The organism is Cytobacillus firmus DS1 (genome assembly GCF_000565285.1).
Taxonomy (GTDB): Bacteria; Bacillota; Bacilli; order Bacillales; family Cytobacillaceae; genus Cytobacillus; species Cytobacillus firmus_A.
This window is the reverse complement of record NZ_APVL01000007.1, coordinates 85,297-107,656: the sequence shown is the minus strand read 5'-3', so window position 1 is coordinate 107,656 and position 22,360 is coordinate 85,297. Positions and strand designations below refer to the sequence as shown.

Annotated in this window: 24 protein-coding genes; 5 read left to right on the top strand and 19 right to left on the bottom strand. The window is 43.3% G+C overall.

Annotated features, from left to right (window positions below; genetic code table 11):
- The 3 genes from PBF_RS10905 to PBF_RS10895 form a co-directional block, all read right to left on the bottom strand.
- Complete coding sequence (locus PBF_RS10905; RefSeq protein WP_035329779.1) at positions 1–2,241, bottom strand: ATP-binding cassette domain-containing protein; 2,241 nt, start codon at positions 2,239–2,241, stop codon at positions 1–3.
- A gap of 703 nt (positions 2,242–2,944) precedes the next feature.
- Complete coding sequence (locus PBF_RS10900; protein WP_035329778.1) at positions 2,945–3,340, bottom strand: hypothetical protein; 396 nt, start codon at positions 3,338–3,340, stop codon at positions 2,945–2,947.
- Between the two features lie 3 nt (positions 3,341–3,343).
- On the bottom strand, positions 3,344–3,541 hold the full coding sequence (locus PBF_RS10895; RefSeq protein WP_035329777.1) for a hypothetical protein: 198 nt from the start codon (positions 3,539–3,541) through the stop codon (positions 3,344–3,346).
- Positions 3,542–3,844: 303 nt separating this feature from the next.
- Here PBF_RS10895 and PBF_RS26765 point away from each other — a divergent pair, with 303 nt between their 5' ends.
- From PBF_RS26765 to PBF_RS10875, 5 genes are all read left to right on the top strand, one after another.
- Complete coding sequence (locus PBF_RS26765) at positions 3,845–4,186, top strand: hypothetical protein (RefSeq protein ID WP_235192238.1); 342 nt, start codon at positions 3,845–3,847, stop codon at positions 4,184–4,186.
- A gap of 48 nt (positions 4,187–4,234) precedes the next feature.
- Positions 4,235–4,657: a hypothetical protein gene (locus tag PBF_RS26760; RefSeq protein ID WP_235192237.1), complete on the top strand. Its 423-nt coding sequence runs from the start codon at positions 4,235–4,237 to the stop codon at positions 4,655–4,657.
- Positions 4,658–4,841: 184 nt separating this feature from the next.
- Positions 4,842–5,330: a sigma-70 family RNA polymerase sigma factor gene (locus tag PBF_RS10885; RefSeq protein WP_035329776.1), complete on the top strand. Its 489-nt coding sequence runs from the start codon at positions 4,842–4,844 to the stop codon at positions 5,328–5,330.
- A 62-nt stretch (positions 5,331–5,392) separates the two neighbouring features.
- Positions 5,393–5,611: a DUF1659 domain-containing protein gene (locus PBF_RS10880; RefSeq protein ID WP_035329775.1), complete on the top strand. Its 219-nt coding sequence runs from the start codon at positions 5,393–5,395 to the stop codon at positions 5,609–5,611.
- Positions 5,612–5,652: 41 nt separating this feature from the next.
- A complete protein-coding gene (locus tag PBF_RS10875) occupies positions 5,653–5,871 on the top strand; it encodes a DUF2922 domain-containing protein (RefSeq protein ID WP_035329774.1) in 219 nt (72 codons plus the stop codon).
- Between the two features lie 102 nt (positions 5,872–5,973).
- Here the strand turns inward: PBF_RS10875 and PBF_RS10870 are convergent, their stop codons facing one another.
- From PBF_RS10870 to PBF_RS10795, 16 genes are all read right to left on the bottom strand, one after another.
- Positions 5,974–7,101 (bottom strand): NAD(P)/FAD-dependent oxidoreductase, encoded by a 1,128-nt coding sequence (locus PBF_RS10870; RefSeq protein WP_035329773.1) that lies wholly within the window; start codon positions 7,099–7,101, stop codon positions 5,974–5,976.
- Positions 7,102–7,119: 18 nt separating this feature from the next.
- The gene (locus PBF_RS10865) at positions 7,120–7,452 is read right to left on the bottom strand and encodes a DUF1904 family protein (RefSeq protein WP_035329772.1); all 333 of its coding nucleotides are present in this window, start codon (positions 7,450–7,452) and stop codon (positions 7,120–7,122) included.
- Positions 7,453–7,539: 87 nt separating this feature from the next.
- Complete coding sequence (locus PBF_RS10860) at positions 7,540–8,613, bottom strand: NAD(P)/FAD-dependent oxidoreductase (protein WP_035329771.1); 1,074 nt, start codon at positions 8,611–8,613, stop codon at positions 7,540–7,542.
- Complete coding sequence (locus PBF_RS10855) at positions 8,614–8,952, bottom strand: (2Fe-2S)-binding protein (RefSeq protein WP_235192236.1); 339 nt, start codon at positions 8,950–8,952, stop codon at positions 8,614–8,616. It lies immediately after the preceding gene.
- Between the two features lie 20 nt (positions 8,953–8,972).
- Positions 8,973–10,052 (bottom strand): NAD(P)/FAD-dependent oxidoreductase, encoded by a 1,080-nt coding sequence (locus PBF_RS10850; protein WP_035329769.1) that lies wholly within the window; start codon positions 10,050–10,052, stop codon positions 8,973–8,975.
- On the bottom strand, positions 10,042–10,365 hold the full coding sequence (locus PBF_RS10845) for a (2Fe-2S)-binding protein (RefSeq protein ID WP_035329768.1): 324 nt from the start codon (positions 10,363–10,365) through the stop codon (positions 10,042–10,044). The genes PBF_RS10850 and PBF_RS10845 overlap by 11 nt, the downstream gene beginning before the upstream one ends.
- 15 nt (positions 10,366–10,380) lie before the next feature.
- Positions 10,381–11,181, bottom strand: coding sequence for an ABC transporter permease (locus PBF_RS10840; RefSeq protein ID WP_035329767.1), 801 nt, complete (start codon positions 11,179–11,181; stop codon positions 10,381–10,383).
- Positions 11,178–12,095: an ABC transporter permease gene (locus tag PBF_RS10835; protein WP_035329766.1), complete on the bottom strand. Its 918-nt coding sequence runs from the start codon at positions 12,093–12,095 to the stop codon at positions 11,178–11,180. The genes PBF_RS10840 and PBF_RS10835 overlap by 4 nt, the downstream gene beginning before the upstream one ends.
- Before the next feature lie 5 nt (positions 12,096–12,100).
- Complete coding sequence (locus PBF_RS10830) at positions 12,101–13,177, bottom strand: ABC transporter ATP-binding protein (protein WP_035329765.1); 1,077 nt, start codon at positions 13,175–13,177, stop codon at positions 12,101–12,103.
- A gap of 16 nt (positions 13,178–13,193) precedes the next feature.
- Positions 13,194–14,252 (bottom strand): ABC transporter substrate-binding protein, encoded by a 1,059-nt coding sequence (locus PBF_RS10825; protein ID WP_235192235.1) that lies wholly within the window; start codon positions 14,250–14,252, stop codon positions 13,194–13,196.
- A 215-nt stretch (positions 14,253–14,467) separates the two neighbouring features.
- Positions 14,468–15,187, bottom strand: a complete 720-nt coding sequence (locus tag PBF_RS10820) for a GntR family transcriptional regulator (RefSeq protein WP_035329763.1) — start codon at positions 15,185–15,187, stop codon at positions 14,468–14,470.
- Positions 15,188–15,396: 209 nt separating this feature from the next.
- On the bottom strand, positions 15,397–16,155 hold the full coding sequence (locus tag PBF_RS10815; protein ID WP_035329761.1) for an alpha/beta hydrolase: 759 nt from the start codon (positions 16,153–16,155) through the stop codon (positions 15,397–15,399).
- Positions 16,156–16,171: 16 nt separating this feature from the next.
- Positions 16,172–16,672, bottom strand: a complete 501-nt coding sequence (locus PBF_RS10810) for an NUDIX hydrolase (RefSeq protein ID WP_035329760.1) — start codon at positions 16,670–16,672, stop codon at positions 16,172–16,174.
- 241 nt (positions 16,673–16,913) lie between these two features.
- The gene (locus tag PBF_RS10805) at positions 16,914–18,050 is read right to left on the bottom strand and encodes a mannitol-1-phosphate 5-dehydrogenase (protein ID WP_035329759.1); all 1,137 of its coding nucleotides are present in this window, start codon (positions 18,048–18,050) and stop codon (positions 16,914–16,916) included.
- Positions 18,051–18,062: 12 nt separating this feature from the next.
- Entirely contained in the window at positions 18,063–20,156 is a 2,094-nt protein-coding gene (locus PBF_RS10800) for a PRD domain-containing protein (RefSeq protein WP_035329758.1), read from the bottom strand.
- A gap of 282 nt (positions 20,157–20,438) precedes the next feature.
- Positions 20,439–22,352, bottom strand: a complete 1,914-nt coding sequence (locus tag PBF_RS10795; protein ID WP_035329757.1) for a PTS mannitol transporter subunit IICBA — start codon at positions 22,350–22,352, stop codon at positions 20,439–20,441.
- Positions 22,353–22,360 lie beyond the last annotated feature (8 nt).

Genomic DNA, 22,360 nt, shown 5'->3' with positions numbered 1-22,360 from the left:
TTACAGGTGCTGTGCAGTAACTGAACGCTCACATTCCAATATTCCTGCCGGCGGTCCTTCATACAGGATTTCTCCGCCTCCAGCGCCTCCATCCGGACCTAAATCCACGATCCAATCACTTTTCCGGATGACATCCAGATTATGTTCTATGACTATAACGGTATTGCCCTTTTCCACCAATTTATGAATGATGTCCAGAATATTGGCGACATCCGACATATGCAATCCCGTCGTTGGTTCATCAAGTATATAAATGTTTCCTTTCGTATTCAGTTCCTTTGCAAGCTTAAGTCTTTGACATTCGCCTCCTGACAAGGTGGTCAGCGGCTGTCCCAATGACAAATAGCCAAGACCGACAGTCTCCAGGGCTTTGAGCTTTTTCTGAATGTCTTTTGCATCAAAATACTCCACAGCGTCCGCTATAGACATCTCCGTGATTTCAACAATATTTTTGCCCTTATATAAGTATTGAAGCACGTCTTGCCTAAAACGGCTTCCATGACATTCACTGCATTCGACTTCCATTGTATCCATAAAAGATAAATTGATCTCAACCGTCCCGGTGCCTCCGCATGTCGGACATCCCCCGGTCGAATTATAGCTGAATAATCCGCTCTCCACTCCATTGGCATCTGAGAATGACTTGCGGATCGAATTCATAATACCCGTAAAAGTTGCCGGATTGGACCGTATGTTGGCATGAACCGGGCTTTGGTCAATCCGGATGGCCTCCGGAAAATCTTTAGCAAACACTTCATTCACAAGAGTGCTTTTCCCGGAACCCGCTACTCCTGTAATAACCGTAAAAACCCCTTTAGGAACTGAAAGACTAACATTCTTCAAATTGTGAAGAGTGCTTTTCCTGCTTTCCATAAACTCGGAAACCGGTCTCGGATTGGCGTTGATTTCTGCACTGCGGTTCAAATAATTGGCAGTCAATGTATCAGAAGATAAGAAACCCTGATAACTGCCGGTATACATGATCTCTCCCCCATTTGTTCCCGCACGCGGCCCCACATCAACGATATGGTCAGCTATTTGAATGACATCAGAATCATGCTCCACAACTAAAACGGTATTGCCTCTGTCACGCAGCCGAACCAGCAATTCATTTAACCGGTAGACATCCCTCGGATGCAGGCCGGTGCTGGGTTCATCAAATATGTACATCAAGCCTGTTAAGTTACTGGATAAATATTTGACCATTTTCACCCTTTGGGATTCACCGCCCGATAGAGTTGGCGTTTCCCTTGTCAGATCCATATAGCCAAGTCCAATATCACAAAGATTTCTCAACCGTTCCATGATCCCGTCAAGAATTGGCTTAGCTTCAGGTGAAGTAATCTGTGGAAGAGTTTTGATTAGCTGGTCCAATTGCATGGATGTCAGGTCATAGATGGTATAGCCTTTGATTGTGGATGAAAGCACCTTTTCATTGTACCGTTTTCCTCCGCAGGAAGGACATTTCGTCATGGTGCTGAAGTTCTTCAGGAGCTTCTCGCCAGTTTTTGAAGTCTCTTTGTCCCTCTTCACATGCTGCCTCATAAATTTGACTGCCAGGCCCTCATAGGTTGCATTCATATCATTATTCATATAACTGACTGTTACTTTTTGCGGTTCTGCATTGACGAGCTTATTAAACTCCTCTTCAGTATAATCATTAATTTTCTTATCATTATCGAAGAATCCGGATTCCGCATACGCTTTCCATTGCCATGTTCCAGGTCCAAAACCCGGAAGCAGAATAGCACCTTCATTTAAGCTTTTTTCCTTATCAAGAGCAGCATCAAGGTTCAGTGTAATAATTCTTCCAATCCCTTCACATTTCGGGCACATGCCGCTGGGATCATTAAACGAATATGCGTTGCTGTACCCTATATGAGGATCTGCAAATCGGGAGAATAACAGGCGAAGAAGAGGATTAATATCTGTAGCAGTTCCAAGTGTAGATCGGGCATTTCCGCCGAGCCGTTTTTGATCGACTACAACGGCTGTAGATAGATTGTTGATTTCATCTGCTTCCGGACGGCTATACTTCGGAAGAAACAGCCGCTGAAAACTGCTGTACGTCTCATTTAACTGCCGGCCTGCCTCCTGGGCAATCGTATCAAACACGATGGATGATTTGCCTGAACCGGAGACGCCTGTAAAGATCGTAATCTTTCCTTTTGGAATCTGCAGATTAATATTCTTCAGGTTGTTTACTCTTGCATTGAAAATTTCGATGAATTCCTGCTTCACACAATCAGCTCCTTTTGAAATACTTTTCTTATGTAAGAAATTTGCGCGGAGAATTATCATACCAATAGTGGAAAACAAATTGCAATAATATTCTTTAATTCTTTTAAAAATACTCAAGCATCTTACCTTAAAAATGAATTCTCTTAAAATGCGTGAATTCCTTCCAAATGTTAACAATTAATGAAATTCAAAAGGAAAATGTAAGAACTTAACGAAGTAAACTGGATAAGGAGGTGAGAAATAGCGATGACTCTCCTTTTTTACAAAGCGATGGAGGCGTTTAAGAAGGATGCAGAGCGTCTGGAAAAAGAAAAGCTTCAAAAGGAAAAGTCGAATGAGAAAAAATCAAAATAGTGAGCTACTCTTTCATTCCCCAACAGGGGTTTTTTTTTGAAATGTTGAGGAGCAGTTTTCCCAACGTAGAATAAAGGGCTGCACTACCGGTTTCTTTTATTCTCAGGGGATTCCTGACAACTGTTCCTCCCTGTTCTTCTATAGTTCTCTGAAGCTGATCAAAAGCGCCGCAAAATTTAGTGATGGAGGTATCTCCAATTTAAAACTTGTGTCAATATGGCTGACAATTATAATGTAGTAAAGCAATTTTCCCATGACATTGCTGCAAACCAGTAACTGGAGACTCTACAATCGAAAAAAAGCCAAAAAAAGCTAACGCTCTCACGCCAGCTTTATGTTTTTATTCAGGTTAAATTGCCTTGGCTATGTAATATTCCAATTCCTTTTTCAGGCTGCAGGTTTCGCTAAGCTTTCTGCTATTCTCAGCAAATGAATCTTTGTCCCCCGCTTCAAGATCCTGATCAATTTTATACTGCAGATAATTGATTTTCAAATCTATGTCTAACTGTGATGATATGCATTCACCCATGAAATATCTTTCTATATCCTCAATAGCCATGTAACATGCCTGCTGTCCATTAATCACCACAAGCGCATACCATCCCAAAAATGTGTATTTACGGTCAGGAGTAACCTCAATTAAATCTCCCTTTTGAAAGTGCAGTATATTCACATGATCTGAATCTGGACAAAAGCAATCGATTTGATGTTCAAATTGCTCTATTGCGATATAAAGTTCACTCATTCTTCAACTCTCCCACATGTCAAATTCAGCTGCTCCGATAAGATCCAAACCGCAGCAAGGGCAGCTGTCATCGTTACATTCATCAGCTTCCATATCCGCTAGATACCCACACCAGCCGCAAATATATTGTTCAATCGACTTAGCTCCCTCCTTCATAGTGGATCTATTATGTATATTATCTCTATTGATAATGATTATCATTGTTAAAACCCATTTTAAGTGAAAATGATTATCAAGGTCAAGTGGATAGGATACGTTACATGAGACTAATTACAGTCATGGAACTTCTATGGCGACCGTTTTTACCTGAGCCTCCCCTTTTTCGTCCTCATAAACCTCTCATGGCTACCATTTTTACTGGCGCCTCTTCTTTTTCTCCTCCATAAATGGATCACTGCTCTTAACAAACCCCATGTTCACAAAACTGTCACACCCTTCCTAAAACCACCCTGTCCAAATCCCTTCTTGATTTGTATATAGAAGGTGAAAGGGTGGTGCAATTTTATGAATTTGAAATCAGGCAGAGTCGAGCAGTTTGAACAGTTTTCTCAGTTTAAAGATCTTCAGGAGTTTAATGCCCATTTGGAGAAATGGCTATCGGTACATAAAGACAAGTTTTCAAAGGGAGAGCTGGCTGGTTTAAAAAGGCTGGTTCGTTTTGCTGCGAAAATCCCGGGGGTATCCAATGCCAAGATTGGCACTGTTTTAAAAGCCATTCACGAAGAATATAACGGCAATGGCATTTCCCGCTCCACGTTTAAAAGAATGATTGCCAAAGCGGCAGAAATCGGTATTTTTACTGTTCATGAAACAGAGAGAAAAAACGGCTCACAATCCAGTAACTAATATGTTTTTAATCGTTTTCCCAAGAGTGAACCACCTGAGAAGGATAAATTGGACCACCCTAATAAAACTATCAATCTTTCTAAAACTAATAAAAATCTAAAGATTACTAAACGTAATGAAACCGTCCTCGATCACACTTTTACAAGTGACCGTGTACCAAAATCATTTATCAGCACAGTAAAGTACTTTTTTTCGGAAGCCAGGCAGATTGAAGAGTTTTGGAGAATGGCATCACTCGCAGCATATAAAAGCAATTGTGAACAAGATTCGATCACTATTTTAGATACAGCCATCCATTCCTTTAAGCAGCTGATCCGAAAAATGAAAACCAGCACCATTGCTAAGCCCATCGCTTATTTCTATGGAATTCTGAATAAGAAATTTGAAGAAAATTACTTTGAAGAATTGCTTGAAATGGGGTTTCCGGCTGAAGACAATGCCTTTTCGCTAAATTTTTTTTACAAAAAGTAGCTAAATGCCCCTTTGCTGGGAGTTAGACCCCCTAACTTCAGACTTAGACCCCTTAACTCCGGACCCAGAGGGAGTTAAAGGCCGATATACGACATTTACCCGATTCGTAAAAAATTGGCTGTCAGGCTATGTTTGAACTACCCGGGAATCACAGAGAGCGCGCTTTCCTTGAAGGGACATTTTCATGGAGAGTTTTGAACAAATAGCAGCACAATATGAACCTATGATTCATGACATCATGCATAAATTGAACATCTATAAAAACACTGAGGAATTCCAGCAGCTGGGTTTAATCACACTTTGGCAGGCGTGGAAAAATCATGACGATGAAAAAGGAAACTTCTTTTCCTATGCTTACGGAATGGTAAAAGGAAAAATGATGAACGAATTAACGAGGCAAACAAGCCAAATTGACCGGTATATCTATCCAGAGGCAGACTTCTGGGAATTTATCGAAGATACCTCACCAGCCCCCAGCTCAGAGCTCACACAAGATCTTTTTGGAAAATGCGGAATGTTATCTGAAAACCAAATGAAATGGCTCCAATATACTTTATGTGATGGGCTATCAGTCAGGGAAATTGCTGATAAAGAGCAGCTCTCATTGTCTGCAGTCAAAAACTGGCGGCACGGTGCCCGTGAGAAGCTGAAGAAAATTTTGCAGCTTAATTAAAATTCACCCTGTCCTTTTCGCCCTCCAAACTGTATATAAAAGGTGAAAGGAGGTGACCCAAGATGGCACAAGCAGTAATCACTGATTCCAAACTTCGCCTGGTATTTGAAACAGGCCTTAATGAGCAGGGTAAGCCGGTTCACAAATCAAAAACCTACAGCGGCGTAAAGCAATCGGCCACAGCAGACCAGCTTTTCACAGTTGGACAGGCAATCGCCGGACTTAGCAGCTATCCTTTAGCTGAAATCAACAGAAATGACAGCTTCGATATTATAGGCTAAACAAACTATTAAAAAACCAAAACATAAGGAGGGAATATTAAATGGCTAAATCATTAGAAATGACTTTCATCTCTGAACTGGGCAAGCCAACGAAACTATCTGTTGATAACCCGATTGAACCGATTGATCCTGCTTCTGTAAAAGCAGCCATGGAGCAAATCATTGCTGCCAATGCATTTGATGGAAATGGCGGAGATTTGGTTATAGCGGAAAGTGCCAGATTAGTTGAACGGAATGTAACTGAATACGAATTAGTATAATCATCAGTGGCCGGATTCCTTGGAACCCGGCCATTTTTACACTACTCTCCAGAAAGGAGCAGCTGCCATAAATTAGTATGGCAGCTTTTTCTAGAGAATAGTTCACTTTATTCCTGCTTCCAAGCCTGTTCTTAATGGATCATAGGGTGACAGATCCAGTTCCATCTCCCTGTTCAAAGCAAGATCTGCAGCCAGGGTGCCCACGTAAGGTCCCATCGTAAGCCCTGATGCCCCTAATCCTGTTGCGATTACCAGCCCCTCTGCAGGAGGAACCGTACCCAGCAGCGGCAAAATATCAGGTCCAGCCGGACGGAAGCCAATTCTTACCTCTTTTAGTGTGCTTTCAGCTAATCCTGGTGCCACTGTTAAAGCTTCATCCAGCACTTCTTTCACACCTGCCGCCGTTAGTCTATAATCAAACCCGGCTCCCGTTTCCCTGGTAGCTCCAGCCACCACTTTCGAATGGTCGAAAGCTACTAAGTAATGAGTGCTTTGCGGAAGGACAACAGGCCAGCTGGAAGTGTCCACACTGTTCATTTCCAGATGAGCAATTTGCCCGCGCTGAGGCTCAATTTTAAGATCAATTCCCAACGGTGCAAGTAAGTCCTTAGCCCATGCACCTGCAGTAACGATAACTGCATCCGCAGTAATGACATCCCCGTTCACTTTTACTCCTGTAACCTTATTATTATGAAGTACAAGGTCACCTTCACCTTCAAGTAATACAGCACCATGTTTTTTTGCACCATTTATCATGGCGTCCCTTAACAGCCTGCCATCCAATCTGGCTGCACCCGTAACATGGACAGCCTGCAGATTCTCACGGAGCGGAGGATAAAGTTCCCTGGCTTCCGCTGCTGTTAATCTCGTAATCTGCCCAACCTCAGGGGTTTCAGCCTTTTTTTGCCGGACACTTTGTTCAATCGCATCCAGCTCATCCGAACTGCTGCTGACTGCCAGGGCTCCTACCATTCCATATCCAAAATTCTCTTCACCATCTTGTTTAAGGTTTGCTATTAAAGATGGATAGTAAAGAGCTCCTCGTTTTGCAATGGTGTACCAGTCTTTATGATCTGCTCTGGAAATCCACGGGCAAATGATTCCTGCGCCTGCTGCAGTTGCCTGTCCCTGATGTGCCTTATCAATAATGACTGCCTCTGCACCTTCCCTTGAGAGGTAATAGGCTGCACTTGCACCGACAATTCCTGAGCCTATGACTGCTATTTTCATGGTTGAACTCCCCCCCTTTTAATCCGCAAAACTCTTCCCATTCAAATAATAATCAGCCTCTAAAAATGCAGTAAATGCCACCTCAACCTCCGGCACTCCAAGCGACCGAACATGATTCGAAACAATCCCGGCAAATTGATTTTGAACTCCTTTGCCCCTGTCAAACCACTTTACTTCTATAAATGGATATGCTGGAACTTCTTTTTTATCAAACACAAAAGTTGAATGCAAAACTTCCAATGTAAAGTTATCTTCTCCGCATTCACATAGCCGAGCCAGGTCTTTCACCAGCTGGGTACTGATTTCCTTTGTCTGATCCACTGAAATTCCTCTAATAAACAAATGCGGCATCCTGTTTCCTCCAAGCTAATTTACATAATATTTTTCCTGACAACTGGAATAAAAAAGTTATAATATTATAACTTAATAACATTCACTCTAACCAAATCTGCTTAAAGAATACCTGTCGATTGGTATGGATGTTTCTCCATCCATGATTAATTCTGTTATTAACGTTCCTATTAAGGGAGAAAGTGTAACTCCGCTATGGGTCGCTGCTACATAAAGGTTTTCATGACCGGGTACTTTACCGAGAATCGGAAAGCCGTCCTCAGGCATAGCCCGGATTCCGGAAAAAGCGCGGACAATTTTGGCTTTTCTTAATCCGGGTACATATTGGACTGCCATATTGGCTGTTTCCTGAATCACATCAAGCGTTGTTGCCCGATTAAAGCCTGCTTCTTCCATTGAATAGCCCATCAGAACTTCCCCATTGTTTGCCTGCCTTAATCCGCTGATTGTAAAATTCAAGAAAGGCTTTAATGGTTCAGACACCAGGATTTGCCCTCTTAATTGATTAACAGGAATTTTAACTCCAAGCATGTCACCTATTTCTCTCGACCAGGTTCCGCCAGCCAGAATAAGGTTTTTACATTCAAACGCACCCTTATCTGATACAACTGAATATTTACCATCCTGCTTTTTTATCTCAGTTACCTTATTATAAGTAGAATACCGGACGCCATTTCTTTTAGCTGCTCGCATGTACATATCAATCAAGCGGAATGGATTGACATTGCCATCAATGGAGCTGTAAGTAGCCCCTGCTACTTCCGGATTCATATAGGGCTCTTTTTCGAGAACTTCTTCCCTGGATAATACTTTAATTTTGATGCCGATTTTCCGATATGATTCCGCGAGCTTCTGTGCCTTTTCACGGTCACTTTCATTGAAAAAAGGCGATAGCCCTCCTGTCCGCTTGTATTCAACGTCCCCGATCTTTTTAGACAGATAAGGATAGAGTTCGGCACTGTACATATTAAATTCCGCATACCAGGAAGGTGTTTTATTATGTACCCATACCCAGGCCTGGGTGGATCCGGATGTTCCTGACATGGGGTATTTTTTATCAAGCACAAGCACGCCTTCTTTGTACCGCTCAGAAAGGTGGTAAGCAATTCCGCTGCCCACTACACCCCCTCCGATAACAATTGTTTCATAATTGGTTTCCAATTACCTCACCTTCCCTTCTTCCAATTCCACCTCATCAAGAACAGACTTGACGGTACTAAAGGATGTACTGTTCGTTGCCAGTGTTTCAAGCTTAATAGGGGATAACGGCATCCGCATTCTCGGCAGCGGAATCTCTGAAGGTGATAGCCCAGTCTGCTGGTGAATAATTTCTGCCACCATGCTGGTGCAGATTTTAGCCTGGCAAGGACCCATTCCGCAGCGGGTAATCCTCTTCACATCATCAAAGGTCCTTCCACCATTGCTGATAACCTCTTCCACTTCTTCACAGCTGATTTCTTCACATCTGCAGATGATCGTCGTTTTATCCAACTTATTCACCTTCTTCTCTCTTTTCCTATCTAGGAGATAAATTGATCTTTAAGTACCGGGCTTGCGAAGTTCTCGAGATGCTTGACTCTTCCGCTGTACACTTCTCTGTACTCCAATAATCCGAGTTCCTTCCAAAGTGCCTCTCTCATCTCATTGGCCTCTGCCGGGCTGATTGCCTGCAGTTCTTCACTTGCACTGATGCCGGCAATCATTCCTGTTAAAAGCAACGGACCCTGGGTGGTAATGCCAGCCGCATTCCCGGCTATGAATACATCTTCCCTATCGGTTTGGAATCTATTATTATATTGCGGAACCCATCCGCCCAGCTCCTCTTGAAATCCAAAGGAACAGCCCAGCTGATAAAAAACATCCAGTATGGGTGCCCTGCCTCCGTCCATACAAACGAGGTCCACATTCAGGGTAATGACTTCATCCGGCAGCGCAACATCAATCTGTTCCACCTGCCCATTTCCTCTTGCTTCTTTTATAAAACTATTAAAATAAAATGGAATTCCGCTCCGTGACAGTTCACTCACTTTTTCCTGCTCTTTTGCCAAAGCTCCACTTTGTTTTTCTATAATTGCTTTGACCCGGATACCCACATCCATCAGTTGTATAGCCGTTTCCATGGCAAAATCACTGGAGCCCACAATCACAGCTTCTCTCCCAGGCATCACAAAATCACGATTGATCAATGTCTGTGCAGCACCGATTGTCATAATCCCCGGCATGGTCCATTTTGGAAACGCCACAGCCTTTTCAGCCGCTCCGGAAGCCACAATAATCTTTTTTGCTTTTACAGGGAATACATTTTCTTCATCGGTAATTCCGACACTTCCATCTGCGTAAAATCCAACCACACGGTGATTCAGGAGCTGTCTTACATTACAATCTTTAATTAGCTCAATTAGTTTATTGGCCAATTCAAAGCCACGCATGGGTTCATATACAGAAGGAAGCTGACGCATCACTTGAGTCTGCTGGTTTAGCTGCCCGCCAAGCTGGGAAGCTTCGTCAACAATAGTTACATCCAGTCCCCTTGATGCTGTCTCAATTGCTGCTGATAGACCTGCAGGACCGCCTCCAATGATCAGTACATCAGTCTTCATCAATCTCTCTCCTTACCTCGGGATCATCCATATTCGGGTATATTCGCATGCCATCTTCAACTTCTGTCATACAGCTCCGTACATGGTCCTCTCCATCAATGGTCATATAGCAGCTGCAGCATCTCCCGCGCGAACAGAATAATCCTCTGGATTGGACCAGCTTTCGGCTGACACCCAATTTCTTAATTCCATTTGCCATTAACGCGGCAGCGACAGATTGCTGCGTATAGGCCTGATATGGCTGGTCATTGAAATAAATGGTTACAGGCGTGTGGAGCTTCCTGCCGAGAACCGGATGTTTCTCAATGTGCATAAAGACCTCTCCTATCTAATTTTTAGAGGAAAACACTTTCCCAACACCTAACACTCTTTCAATTATGAGCATTAATACGACAGTGAAAAGAATCATGATGCTTGATACGGATGTAATAATCGGATCATATTGATATTGCATGTATGTGTAAATCCGTACTGGCAGTGTCACAACGTCGGTGCTGACAATGAATAAGGCAACTGTTAAATCATCAAATGAAGTAATAAAGGCAAAAATGGCGCCGGCTATCACGCCTGATTTAATGATCGGCAGTGTGATGTGAAAGAAAACTTTCATCGGTCCTGCACCAAGGTTCAAGGCAGCTTGTTCGATAGAACGGTCAAAACCTACTAAACTGGCAACAACCAGGCGCATCACAAAAGGAACCGTTAAGATGATGTGACCCAAAATCAATGCAAGGGGGCTCGCAGCCAAACCAATCCATGAGTAAAACTGCAAGAGAGCCACACCAAAAACAACAGATGGAATCAAGAGAGGCGAACCCACTAATTGAACAATCGCTGTCTTCCCTTTAAATTGACGCCGGACAACTGCAAGTGAAGCCAATGTGCCAATGGCAGTGGCAATAATGGCAGTTCCGAACGCCACAATAATGCTCAGTGTAAACGACTGCATAAATTCCGGATGTTCAATTAACTCTGTGTACCATCTGAGAGTCAGGCCTTCTGGCGGGAATACAATGTATTCGGTAGTTGTTAAAGAGGAAAGCAATACAACCACGATTGGCGCCAGCAGGAATATATAAACCAGTAAACAAACAAAGTTAAAGAAATACTTGGGAAGCTTCCTGCTCATTGTATGGCCACCCCTTTCTCAGACCTGGCAAGGATTTTGCTGTATGCGATGATGGTAATGGTGGCAATCAGGATCAGCAGGAAGCCAATAGCGCCTCCATACGGCCAGTTCAGCATCACAGCTACCTGTTCATACGTTAAATAGGACATAACCTTCACCTGCGGGCCGCCAAGAATGGCCGGTGTAACAAATGAGCTGACGCTTAAGCTGAATACCATAACCGATCCGGCAAAAACACCAGGCAAGGTTAACGGGAGCAAAATGGAAAAGAAAGTTCTGAAGGAGCCGGCCCCAAGGTTCTGCGAGGCTCTGATGACAGAAGGGTCTATTTTTTCGAGTGAGCCCATGATGCTCAGCACCATGTATGGGAAAAGAACATGCACCATACCGATGACCACACTCAATTCGGTGTATAAGAGGGTTAAAGGCTGGTCAATCCAGCCCAGCTTTAATAGTGTATTATTGACTACACCATTGTTGGATAATAGAATCACCCAGCCGTAGCAGCGTATAACCATGCTGATCAGAAGCGGAGAAAGCACCAGAAGGGTTAAATAATTTCTGGCTCTTCCTTTTGATCTTGAAATCTGAAAAGCTACCGGGTAAGAGATAATGATCGTAATCAATGTTGTTAAAAGAGCGATTTTCACCGTGCGCCAGACTACTCCAAGGTAAAAAGGATCTGACATGAACTTGATGTAGTTCTGGAGCGTCCATTCATTTCCCACTCCTGTACTGGCATCAAAATTTTTAAAGCTTGTAATAAATAAGAAAAACAATGGCAGCAAAAAGAAGAAAATGAAGATTCCCAGCGTCGGAAGCAAAAGCAGCCACGTATCAAGCCGTTTTTTATTCACATTCTTTTTCTTTTGCTGAAGCAATAAGTCATGTTCCGTTCCGATTCCGGCTTGCATGTGAGTCACCTCGCCATTCTCGAAGGCAGCAGGTCTTCAGGGTTCCAATATGTGTAGACACTGTTTCCTTCTTTAATTTCGGTAGGATTTAATACGGTATTGGAAATATCTGCAATCAGATGCCGGTCATGTACCTTCAAAATGTATCTTGTCTTGGCTCCGAGAAACATTTTACGTTCCACCCTGGTTTGAAAAGCCTCATTTCTTTCATTTGATCCGGCTAAAGCGATTTGGATTTTTTCCGGCCGGATGAAAAAGTGAACTTCGGAATTTTTTACAGATGGGACTGAAACAATCTGTTCATTCCCAAAAAAGTGCAATTTGCATTTCTTATTTTCATAAGTTTCCAGGACTTTCCCCTGGATGTGGTTAACTTCCCCTATGAACTGGGACACAAAGTCAGTCTTTGGATGGTTGTAGATGGATGCCGGATCATCAACCTGTTCAATCCGGCCCTCATACATGACCGCAATACGGTCCGATATGGCCAATGCTTCCTCCTGGTCATGTGTGACAAATATCGTTGTGATCCCCACCTGCTTTTGGATATCAACAATTTCTTCACGCATTTCCTGGCGAAGCTTGGCATCAAGATTGCTCAATGGCTCATCCAGTAGAAGCACCTTCGGCTTAATGACCAGGGCCCTCGCCAATGAAACACGCTGCTGCTGCCCTCCGGAAAGTTCCTTTGGATAACGTTTTTCATAGCCAGCCAGACGAACCATCTCCAATGCTTCAAACACCCTTTTGCTGATTTCACTTTTTGGCACTTTACGGAGCTTAAGCCCATAGGCGACATTATCAAAAACCGTCATGTGCGGAAACAAAGCATAGTTTTGGAACACCATGCCCATTTCTCTTTTATTGGGAGGAAGCAGGTGAACGGGTTTGCCGTCCACCTCAATCTTCCCGCCATCCACTTCCAAAAATCCGGCGATCATATTCAGTGTTGTCGTTTTTCCGCAGCCCGAAGGCCCCAAAAAGGAGACCAGTTCCCCTTTTTGGATGTCAAGGCTGAGCTTTTTAACGACTTCTGTTTTATTAAATGTCTTAACCACGTTTTCCAGGCTTAAGTAACTCATTCGTTTCCCCTCTCTTTCAATGGGCTACTTCGATTTCTTTATTGGCCCGTTCTGTCCACTCAGCCCGTTTTGCATTAACAGTTTCCCAGTCGACTTTGATCAATTTGGCAATCTCCTCTTCCCCATAAGCCACTTTATCGACGATGTCTCCATCAAGCTTCACATTCTTATTAACCGGACCGTCAAACAAGGAGTTGGCAAATAGAAGCTGTGCTTCTTCATCCAGAACAAAATTGACAAATTCCTGAGCAAGATCCCCATTTGGAGCATCCTTCACCACACTGACGGTGGCCATCAGGGCCGGAGCCCCTTCTTCCGGAATGACATACTCAATCGGGAATCCGCTATCCTGAAGGGTAAACACCCGGCTGCTTCCCCATGCACTTGCAACTGTCTGCCCTTGCAGGAAGTAGTTGGATACGTCAGCCGTTTTATCAAAAGTAATCGCGTTTTTGGCAATTTCCTTCATTTTTTCAAAGCCTGGTTCAATGTTTTCTTCATCTCCGCCATTGGCAATCGCAGTCATGAGCAGAAAATGAACTCCATACGTATTGGCAATGGAAGGCAGTACGAGTTTTCCTTTATACTTCGGATCGGCCAAATCATTCCAGGATGTCGGCGGTTCCCAGCCATTCTGTTCGAAGACATCCTTGTTATAAGCCAAGCCGGTTGAAATGATTCCAAATCCTACACCCACATTATCTTTGTCTTTTGCAATATCATAGACATCTGCCAGATTCGTAACAACACTCTCATCCATTGGCGCCAGCAATCCAAACGCCTTTGCCTGAGCTTGAGGTCCATCATCAAGGAAAGCTACATCAATTTGAGGATTATCCTTTTGGGCCTGAAGCTTGGATAACGTATCAACAGAGCTTCCCGTAATATATTTCACCTTTACGCCATGCTCTTTCTCAAACTTAGGGATCAAGTCCTCCTTCATCTTTTGCTCATAGCTTCCTCCATATGCCGCTAAGACAAGTGTCTTTTCATCACTTTTTCCTGATCCTTCATCTGCAGAACTTCCTGTTTGGCCGCTGCATCCTGCAGCCGTGACAAGCAATAAACAAAGCAATACAATTAAATAAGCTTTCTTTTTCCCCCTCGTTTATTTTTGCTTTTCGCATAAGGAGCAGTTCTAGGATGAAGACCTGATAAAAGCATACCCCCTTTTTAATTTAGATCAATCTATAGAAAGAGATTGATTTCTATATAAAATATAAAGATATAATATTATAACTTTATATCTTTTATATATATAAATTGTCCTATGGGATTTCAGCAATTTTTTTACAATTGAACCTCTGTATAATAAACCTCTTTATCACTGCGGATATAGAATTTAGAGAACTCAATAATGTCTTCTTGCTTTGTGTATGTAGTACGCTCCCACTCAAATACCGGGGTCCCGGGTTCCACATGAAGCAGCTTTGCCTGGTGACTGGGAAGAATATAAGGCCGGATAAATACCTTAGCCCGGTTTAGCGCTATATGGAATCTATTTTTTAAGATGTTAAAAATTAAGTCGTTATTGATCATCTCAGGTGTAAGCCCCTGACATTTATCCGCCGGAAGATAGGTATATTCCAGCGCGAGAGGATCATTGTTTTCCACTTTTAATCTCTCAATTTTGATCACCTCATCCTCTGGATCAATCCTTAACTTCTGCGCAATTTCAGAACCTGCAGCTTCATATTTAAAGCTGATCATTTCATGAGGATGTTCCTGTTCCGAACCGGTGGAAAGCGAAATGATGGAATTAAGGTCCTGCTCTTTTGCAGCTCCGGATACAAAAGTCCCCTTTCCTCGCTGTCTGAATAGATAACCTTTATTCACAAGCTCAATCACCGCTCTTTTAACCGTAATTGTGCTGACATCGAATCGATCGGACAGCTCCTGCTCAGTCGGCAGCTGGCTCCCTACCTCCCATTGTCCGGATATGATTTTCTCTTCCAGAATCTGTTCTACTTGTCTATATAGGGGTATATGTAAACTTTTATCTATCTGCATTTATGTATCTCCCTTGAAAGAATATAATGTTATAACTTTATATTATTTTATAATTTATCTGTTTTTAGATTAGTTGTCAATATTTTTTGAAAATTTAATCATTATTAAATTAATAATCTGCTTTCTTGGTCGTTATTCCTCCTGGTTAACTACCATTTCATTCCCCTTACTCTCCACTCTTTTTCGTCCCTAGTCATCTCCCCACACTTCTAATCCAGGAAAAACTCCATCACACCAGCAATTCGATCCTTAAATGCAGTATAATTATGCCCCGCCCCCTCAACGATCCGAAGCTCAACCTCACATCCGCTGCTTTTTAACCTTTCATAAACAGCTTTGTTAGACTCCAAAAATAATTCACTGATCTTTCTATTTTCCCCCGCCTCTGCAGTGCCGCAATCGAGATATATTTTCCCTAATGGAGGTGTGCTGTCCGCCAGTTTTTCTATATCTTCTTGATTCCGGTAAAAAGCAGATGACATCCCTGCGACTTTTTTAAAAACATCAGGATATTTGCAGCCGGCATAAACAGAGAGGAGTCCGCCCAAAGAGATGCCAGCCATATAGTTTTCATCAGTCATAGTTTTATATTTTCCATCTATTATTGGCTTCAGTTCATCCACGATAAAGTCAGCATAATCACTCCCCTTACCGCCTGAGCCGCTATTATAGCCTAACAGCTGCTCGCTGAAATCTCCATGTTTCCATGGGCAATATTCATGAATCCGTTCTTCGCCTTCTGTATTTTGGTCAATCGCCGCCACGATTAAATCTGATTTGGATTGATCCAGATGGTTATGCAGATCCAGTGACACTCCGCCAATTGCTTCCTCAGCACCAAAAACATTTTGCCCGTCATGCATGTATAGAACTGGATAACGTTTATTGCTGCAGTAATAATTCTCCGGCAGGTAAATTCGAATCTTTCTTTCCTGATTAAAAATGGACACAGTTAACACTTCAAGCATGGCTGCCACCTCATTCTCACTGTTCTAATAATGCGTTCAAAACAAAATTCTCTCTTCTTATCCATCTATTGGCTCCATTCAGTTTAGCTGCTGCCTCATTCCTTGCGATCGCTTCCTCAATAGCCACCCATTCCGGTGAAAATTCCTGTGTGATCTCATAGCCTTCAAGCTGCTGGTCTAGTTGCTGATGATCGATTAATTCACAAAGATAATAATGAGAATTCATTTGAAACAGCACGGTATCATCAAACTCATCGATTTTCCGTTCAATAACGGTACCCAGTTTGTTTTTTACGGCTGCATGTATGTAACCCGTTTCTTCTGCCACTTCGCGTAATAGCGCATCATGCCAATCTTCATTTCCTTTAACACCACCTCCAGGGAATTTATAATCACTGCGATTCGAGCGCACCAGCAAAATTCCATTTTCACCCAAAATCACGGCCCTGACAGCTTCCCTCGTTTTCAAAGAATGATACTTCAGACCTTCTTCTTCAAACACTATAGTAAATATCATATCTACATCACCTCACTTGTAAAATATTTTACAGCGCTACACCGAAAAAAGCTCCAAAAAAATAAGACTGCAGATCATTCTCAGCAGTCTTCATTCCATTTATCGCAGTCTAACGGGCAGTAAGAAGGACAAAGACTAAGGACGCCACGTCCTGTGGCAACGTCTTTGTGACCCACTTCCTGTGGGCCTCAACTAACAATCAGTGGGGGATAACGAGCCCCCCACTGATTGAAGTTTCACTTTATTTTCTCAATGTTTCATATTGATTCAGTATTTCTCCTGCGAGCTCGCTTGATTCTTCAAGTCCGCATACTTCTTTCAGTACGTATGCCACTCCGTTTTCCTGGATCATGTCCTGCAGCTTAACCGCTTCTTCATCTTCCCTGTTATCAAACAATAGGGCTGCAGCAATGGCTTTTGCCAGGTTTGTGAAGGATAAGCCTGCCTTCTGGGCCTGCAGTGCCGGGCGGACCAGTCTGTCTTCAGGGCCGAGCTTCCTTATTGGTGAACGGCCGACTCGTGTGACACCGTCATTCAGGCGGGCATTCTCAAAACGGCCGATAATTTTATCGATATATTTCTGATGTTCGGCGGGATTCAGATCATAGCGATCGATTAAATAAGCACCTGTTTCGCCAAGTGTTGCCTGCACCTGCTTATAAATGTCCCCGTCAGCCAGTGTCTGATCGATGGTTTCTTTCCCTGCCAGGTAGCCAAAGTACGCAATAACTGCATGCCCTGTGTTAACTGTGAACAGCTTTCTTTCGATAAACGGCGCAAGCTCCGGAACGATTTTCATTCCTTCGATATGCGGAATGTCTTCAGTTGTTTCGACAACCCATTCATGGTACGGTTCAACCAGAACATCGAGTGATCCCTGATTGTTTTGAATAGGGACAATCCGGTCAACAGCGGAGTTTAAGAAAAATACATTCTCAAGATTAATACCGCTCTCCAGATTCTCCAAAATATAACCCTTTAATAAGTCAGTTGCCGAGATCTGATTTTCACATGCGATGACATAAAGCTTTTCCGTGATCCCTGCTTCTGCTCTGGCAGCCAAGCCTTTCGCCATTAACGGCGCAATCCGCGGAAGGATGTTAGGCCCAATGGCTGTTGTTAAGAAATCAGCCTGTTTAATGGCCTCAATCACTTCAGCCTCCTGCTTCAGATTATTCAATCCTGACACGTTTTCAATGGTCAGGCTTTCCTGTTCATCTGCAGCCAGTATCACTTTATATTGTTTTTCTTCGTTTAATTGATTAATAATCCCTTCAGCAATATCAACAAACGTCACATGGTAGCCTGACTGTGAAAATAGTGCTCCGATAAATCCTCTTCCTATGTTCCCTGCTCCAAAATGCACTGCCTGTTTCATCGAATCATTCCTTTACCGGTTTATTTTAAAATGAGACTGGAGATATTCTGTAAAAATCGATTCAAGCTTCTTGAAGATCATCTCTTCGTTTGCGGAAGAAAATAGTAATATCGCTTCCTCTGTATCAATGATATTCGTGCTGATTAAGCTTACTATTTCCTGCTCTCTTCTGCTTAGCTCGTCTGGGGCCAGCATCAGCAGCAGGTTTTTCATTGCCACTTCTTTTCCGTCCATTCCCTTTACCAGGCATGGCTTTGGCAGATGGGCAATTTGAAAAATAAGCTTACGGACGTTATTACTGCGGGTGTGAAAGAGAGCCATATTCGTTTCAGGGATGCCAAGACCGCCTTTTTGTTCCCGCTTCCGTAAAGATTGCAGAACATCTTCTGGATTCGCCAGCAGATGATCTTCTTCTGCATTCACCAGCATTTTTGTGAGAATCTGCTCCTGGGTTGCTTTCTCATCCATCCGGTAAAACCGGAAGTTATGAATTAGAGACTGGATGCTCTCCTGAATATCTCTTATCTCCTCCAGCATGGAGTCTAAAGAGACATTGCTCTGCTCAGTCTGCCGTTGCCCATGCTCCGCCAATTCCTGATACTGCTTCCCTTTTGTGAGGCTTTCAATGTTATTCTTCAGGTAGTTTTTTATCGTGAGAATATTTTCTTCACTTAAGAGGGGGTTCACCAATATATACTCTGCATTCATAAAAGGAAGTCTGACAGTAGAAAGGATTAAATCATATTCCTTTATCTCGGCACCCACTGACATTTCCTTAAGCGATTTGATTTCGATGACATCAATTTCAGCCACCTCTTTTTTCAGCCTGCTTTTCAGCATTTTGGATGTGCCAATGCCTGTCGGACAAATAAGAAGGGCCTTTATGTAAAGATTCTCTTCCTGCATGACAAGAGCCGATCCGAAATGAAGGACGATAAACGCAATTTCGTCATCTGAAAATTGATCAATATCTGTAAACTCCTCTTCAAGACTATTTTTCACAGCCATGAACAGAACCGGATATTTACGCTTGATTTCCTCTCTAAGCGGGTTATAGGATTCCATATTCTGCTTGATCCGGTATAAGGATGGCTCCATATGTGCGAGCAGCCCCTGAAATAAGGAAAAATCCTTGTTCAGATTTACATGAAGCTGTTCCGAAACAGATTTAATCACGTTCCTGATCATTTGGGCGAGTACAATGCTGTCGTACGGAAAAGCCTCAGCCCCGCTCCATTTGGTGCCTTTAAGTATACGCGCCAGGTAAAGGATATCCCCCTCTGAAAACTCGCAGTCAAATGTCTGCCCGAGTCTGCTTGTGACCTCCTGGATCAATCTGTATTCAACCGTAACCTCTGCCTCCGGAAGATCCTTCCATTCCACAGGAAAGCCGCTGAGTGCCCTCTTTAGTGTTATGCAGGTATGCAGCACAATCTCCAGATATCCGCTATCCGCAAACCGGGAAGGTGCGCCAGTAAACACAGTCTGAACGATGCTGTTCACATGGCGGATATCATCCGCTTCAAAATAGTGCAGAATCCTGTCTTCACCGAGCTTTCCTTTTTCCAGCAAAAATAATATCTCAATTAATTCTTCATGAAAGTATTGAATGAGAAAATGGGCAAGCGCCATTCGTTTATTTGCTTCTGTTCCGTGAATCTCTACACCGACTCCCCGCTTTCTCGTCAAGCCCACCCGGAAAAGGGATAGCCATTCAGCAAGCTCGTCGAGATATGCTGTCAAAGTTGCCGTGCTGATGCCGAGGTACCCGGCAAGCACCTGAGTCTTATATACCTCTTCTTCAAGAATAGCCAAAAGAAGGCGCAGCTTCTTTTCCTGAGGGAGCTCATCGATCGGTTCACTGCTGGCCAAATGCTGGATCAGCCTGAAAATCTGCTCGTTTTTCCCTTCAATGACAAGTCCCTGATTTACATTTCGGGTTAAGGTCAGTCCGAACTCACTGACAATTTTCTCAACTGCCTTTAAGTCCCTCTGAATCGTTCTTGAGCTGACATTTAATGAAGAAGCAATCGACAAGGCCGTATGCTTCCCAGAAGTTTTAATAATGAATTCAATAATGGCTTTTTCCCTCGATGTAATATACATGAGATCAGCTCATTTCTACAATTAGTTGCATAAAGTGAAACTTCAATCAGTGGTCCCCCACTGATTGTTAGTTGAGGCCCACAGGAAGTGGGTCACAAAGACGTTGCCACGGGACGTGGCGTCCTTTGTCTTTGTCCTTCTTTCGGGCCTTTACGGGCAGTTTGACCCCCACTTATCCTCCTTTGGTTCCTCTAAGTATTGAAGCAGGGGTCTTACTGCCCGTTAGACTGCGATAAACACTGAATAGAAAAGCGCATTGAGACGCTTTTCTATTCGTAAAAATTATTTCTTGCCTATAATATCCATGATAGTCTGTACGGATTCGGCTGAAGCCAGTTTCTCGATATTATCCATGTCAGAACATGTTACCGCGATGCCTGATAAGATTTCAAGATGTGTGCCGTCTTTTCCTGCAATTCCGAAGATCAGACGGACCTTTTGGCCATCAAAATCTACGCCATTTGGCACCTGGATAACAGTAAAGCCTGATTTGATGACAGCCTTTTTTGCCTCTTCTGTTCCATGAGGGATTGCTACATCATTCCCCATATAAGTGGATGTGATGTTATCACGTTCAATCATCGCTTCAATATAGCTCTCTTCAACATAGCCTGCATCCACAAGCACTCTTCCGGCAAAGCGGATTGCTTCATCCTTATCAGCAAACTCTTTGTTCAGAAAAATATTTTCCGGACGCAATAAGTCGTCTTCATGAGCCATTTCCTCATCCTTCGTATCAGGAACATTTTCTTCAGCTTTTTCAACGATTTCGTGCAGTTCCGAGTTAGCCGGGAACTGCAGTGCGTCAATCAGCTTGTCATACTCCGGACTTGACAGGAAATTATCAACCGATACATGGAATGCATTCGGCACTTTCTGGCGTGCCCTTGGTGTCAGTTCTTCCTGAGTAATGACAATTTGGGCATCTGCAGGAAGATTGGAGATCGCTGTATTTGTAACTGCAACGTCCATGCCTGCTTCCTTCACCTTTTTGCGCAGCAGTGACGCACCCATGGCACTAGAGCCCATTCCCGCATCACAGGCAAAAAAGATTTTAGATACGTTATCAGGCATGGCAGCTTTTCCGCCTTCTAATACGTTTGAAACAGAGCTTTTCTTGCCTTTCATTTCCTGCATCTTTTTCGCAGCTTCTTCAATATCTTCTTCACCCTGCTTGCCTGTTTTCATAATGAATGCAGAGACAATGAATGAAACAGCAGCAGCCACAAGCACACCTGCAAAGTTTGCAATATACGCACTTGCATGATGAGGTGTTACAGCGGTAATTGCGATGATACTTCCCGGTGATGAAGGAGCGAACAATCCGCCGCCTAAAAGAACCAGTGTGAACACACCGCTCATTCCGCCAAGGATAACCGCAATAATGAGCATAGGACGCATTAAAATGTACGGGAAGTAAATTTCATGAATCCCGCCGAAGAAGTGAATAATTCCGGCACCTGGAGCAGATTTCTTTGCATTGCCTTTTCCAAAGAACATGTAAGCAAGCAAAACACCAATACCAGGTCCAGGGTTCGCTTCAAGCAGGAACAGGATGGATTGTCCTGTTTCTTTTACCTGTTCAACTCCGATTGGTGAAAGTACACCGTGGTTGATGGCATTGTTCAGGAATAATACCTTTGCCGGTTCAATCAGGATACTTGTCAGAGGAAGCAGCCCTGTGCCTATCAGCCAGTCAACACCGGCTACAAGCCACCCTGTGAAGACATCAACTGCCGGACCAACCCCCTTGAACGCCAGGATTGCGATAAACGCACCAAGAATTCCCGCAGAGAAATTGTTCACGAGCATTTCAAAGCCTGCACGCACTCTGCCTTCGATTAACTTGTCAAAGCCCTTAATCACATAAGCAGCCAAAGGACCGATTATCATGGCGCCGAGGAACATCGGAACTTCCGCTCCTGCGATAACCCCCATTGTCGCGATGGCACCAACAACGGCACCGCGCTGATCATGTACAAGCTTACCTCCGGTGTATCCGATTAACAGCGGAAGCAAGTATGTCACCATTGGCCCTACCATTTTGGCAAGGCTTTCATTTGGAATGAAACCAGTAGGTATAAATAAAGCTGTAATAAGACCCCAAGCTATAAATGCTGAGATATTCGGCATTACCATGGAGCTCAGGAAGTTACCGAACTTTTGTACAGCAACTTTTAGATTAGATTGAGCCATTTACACTC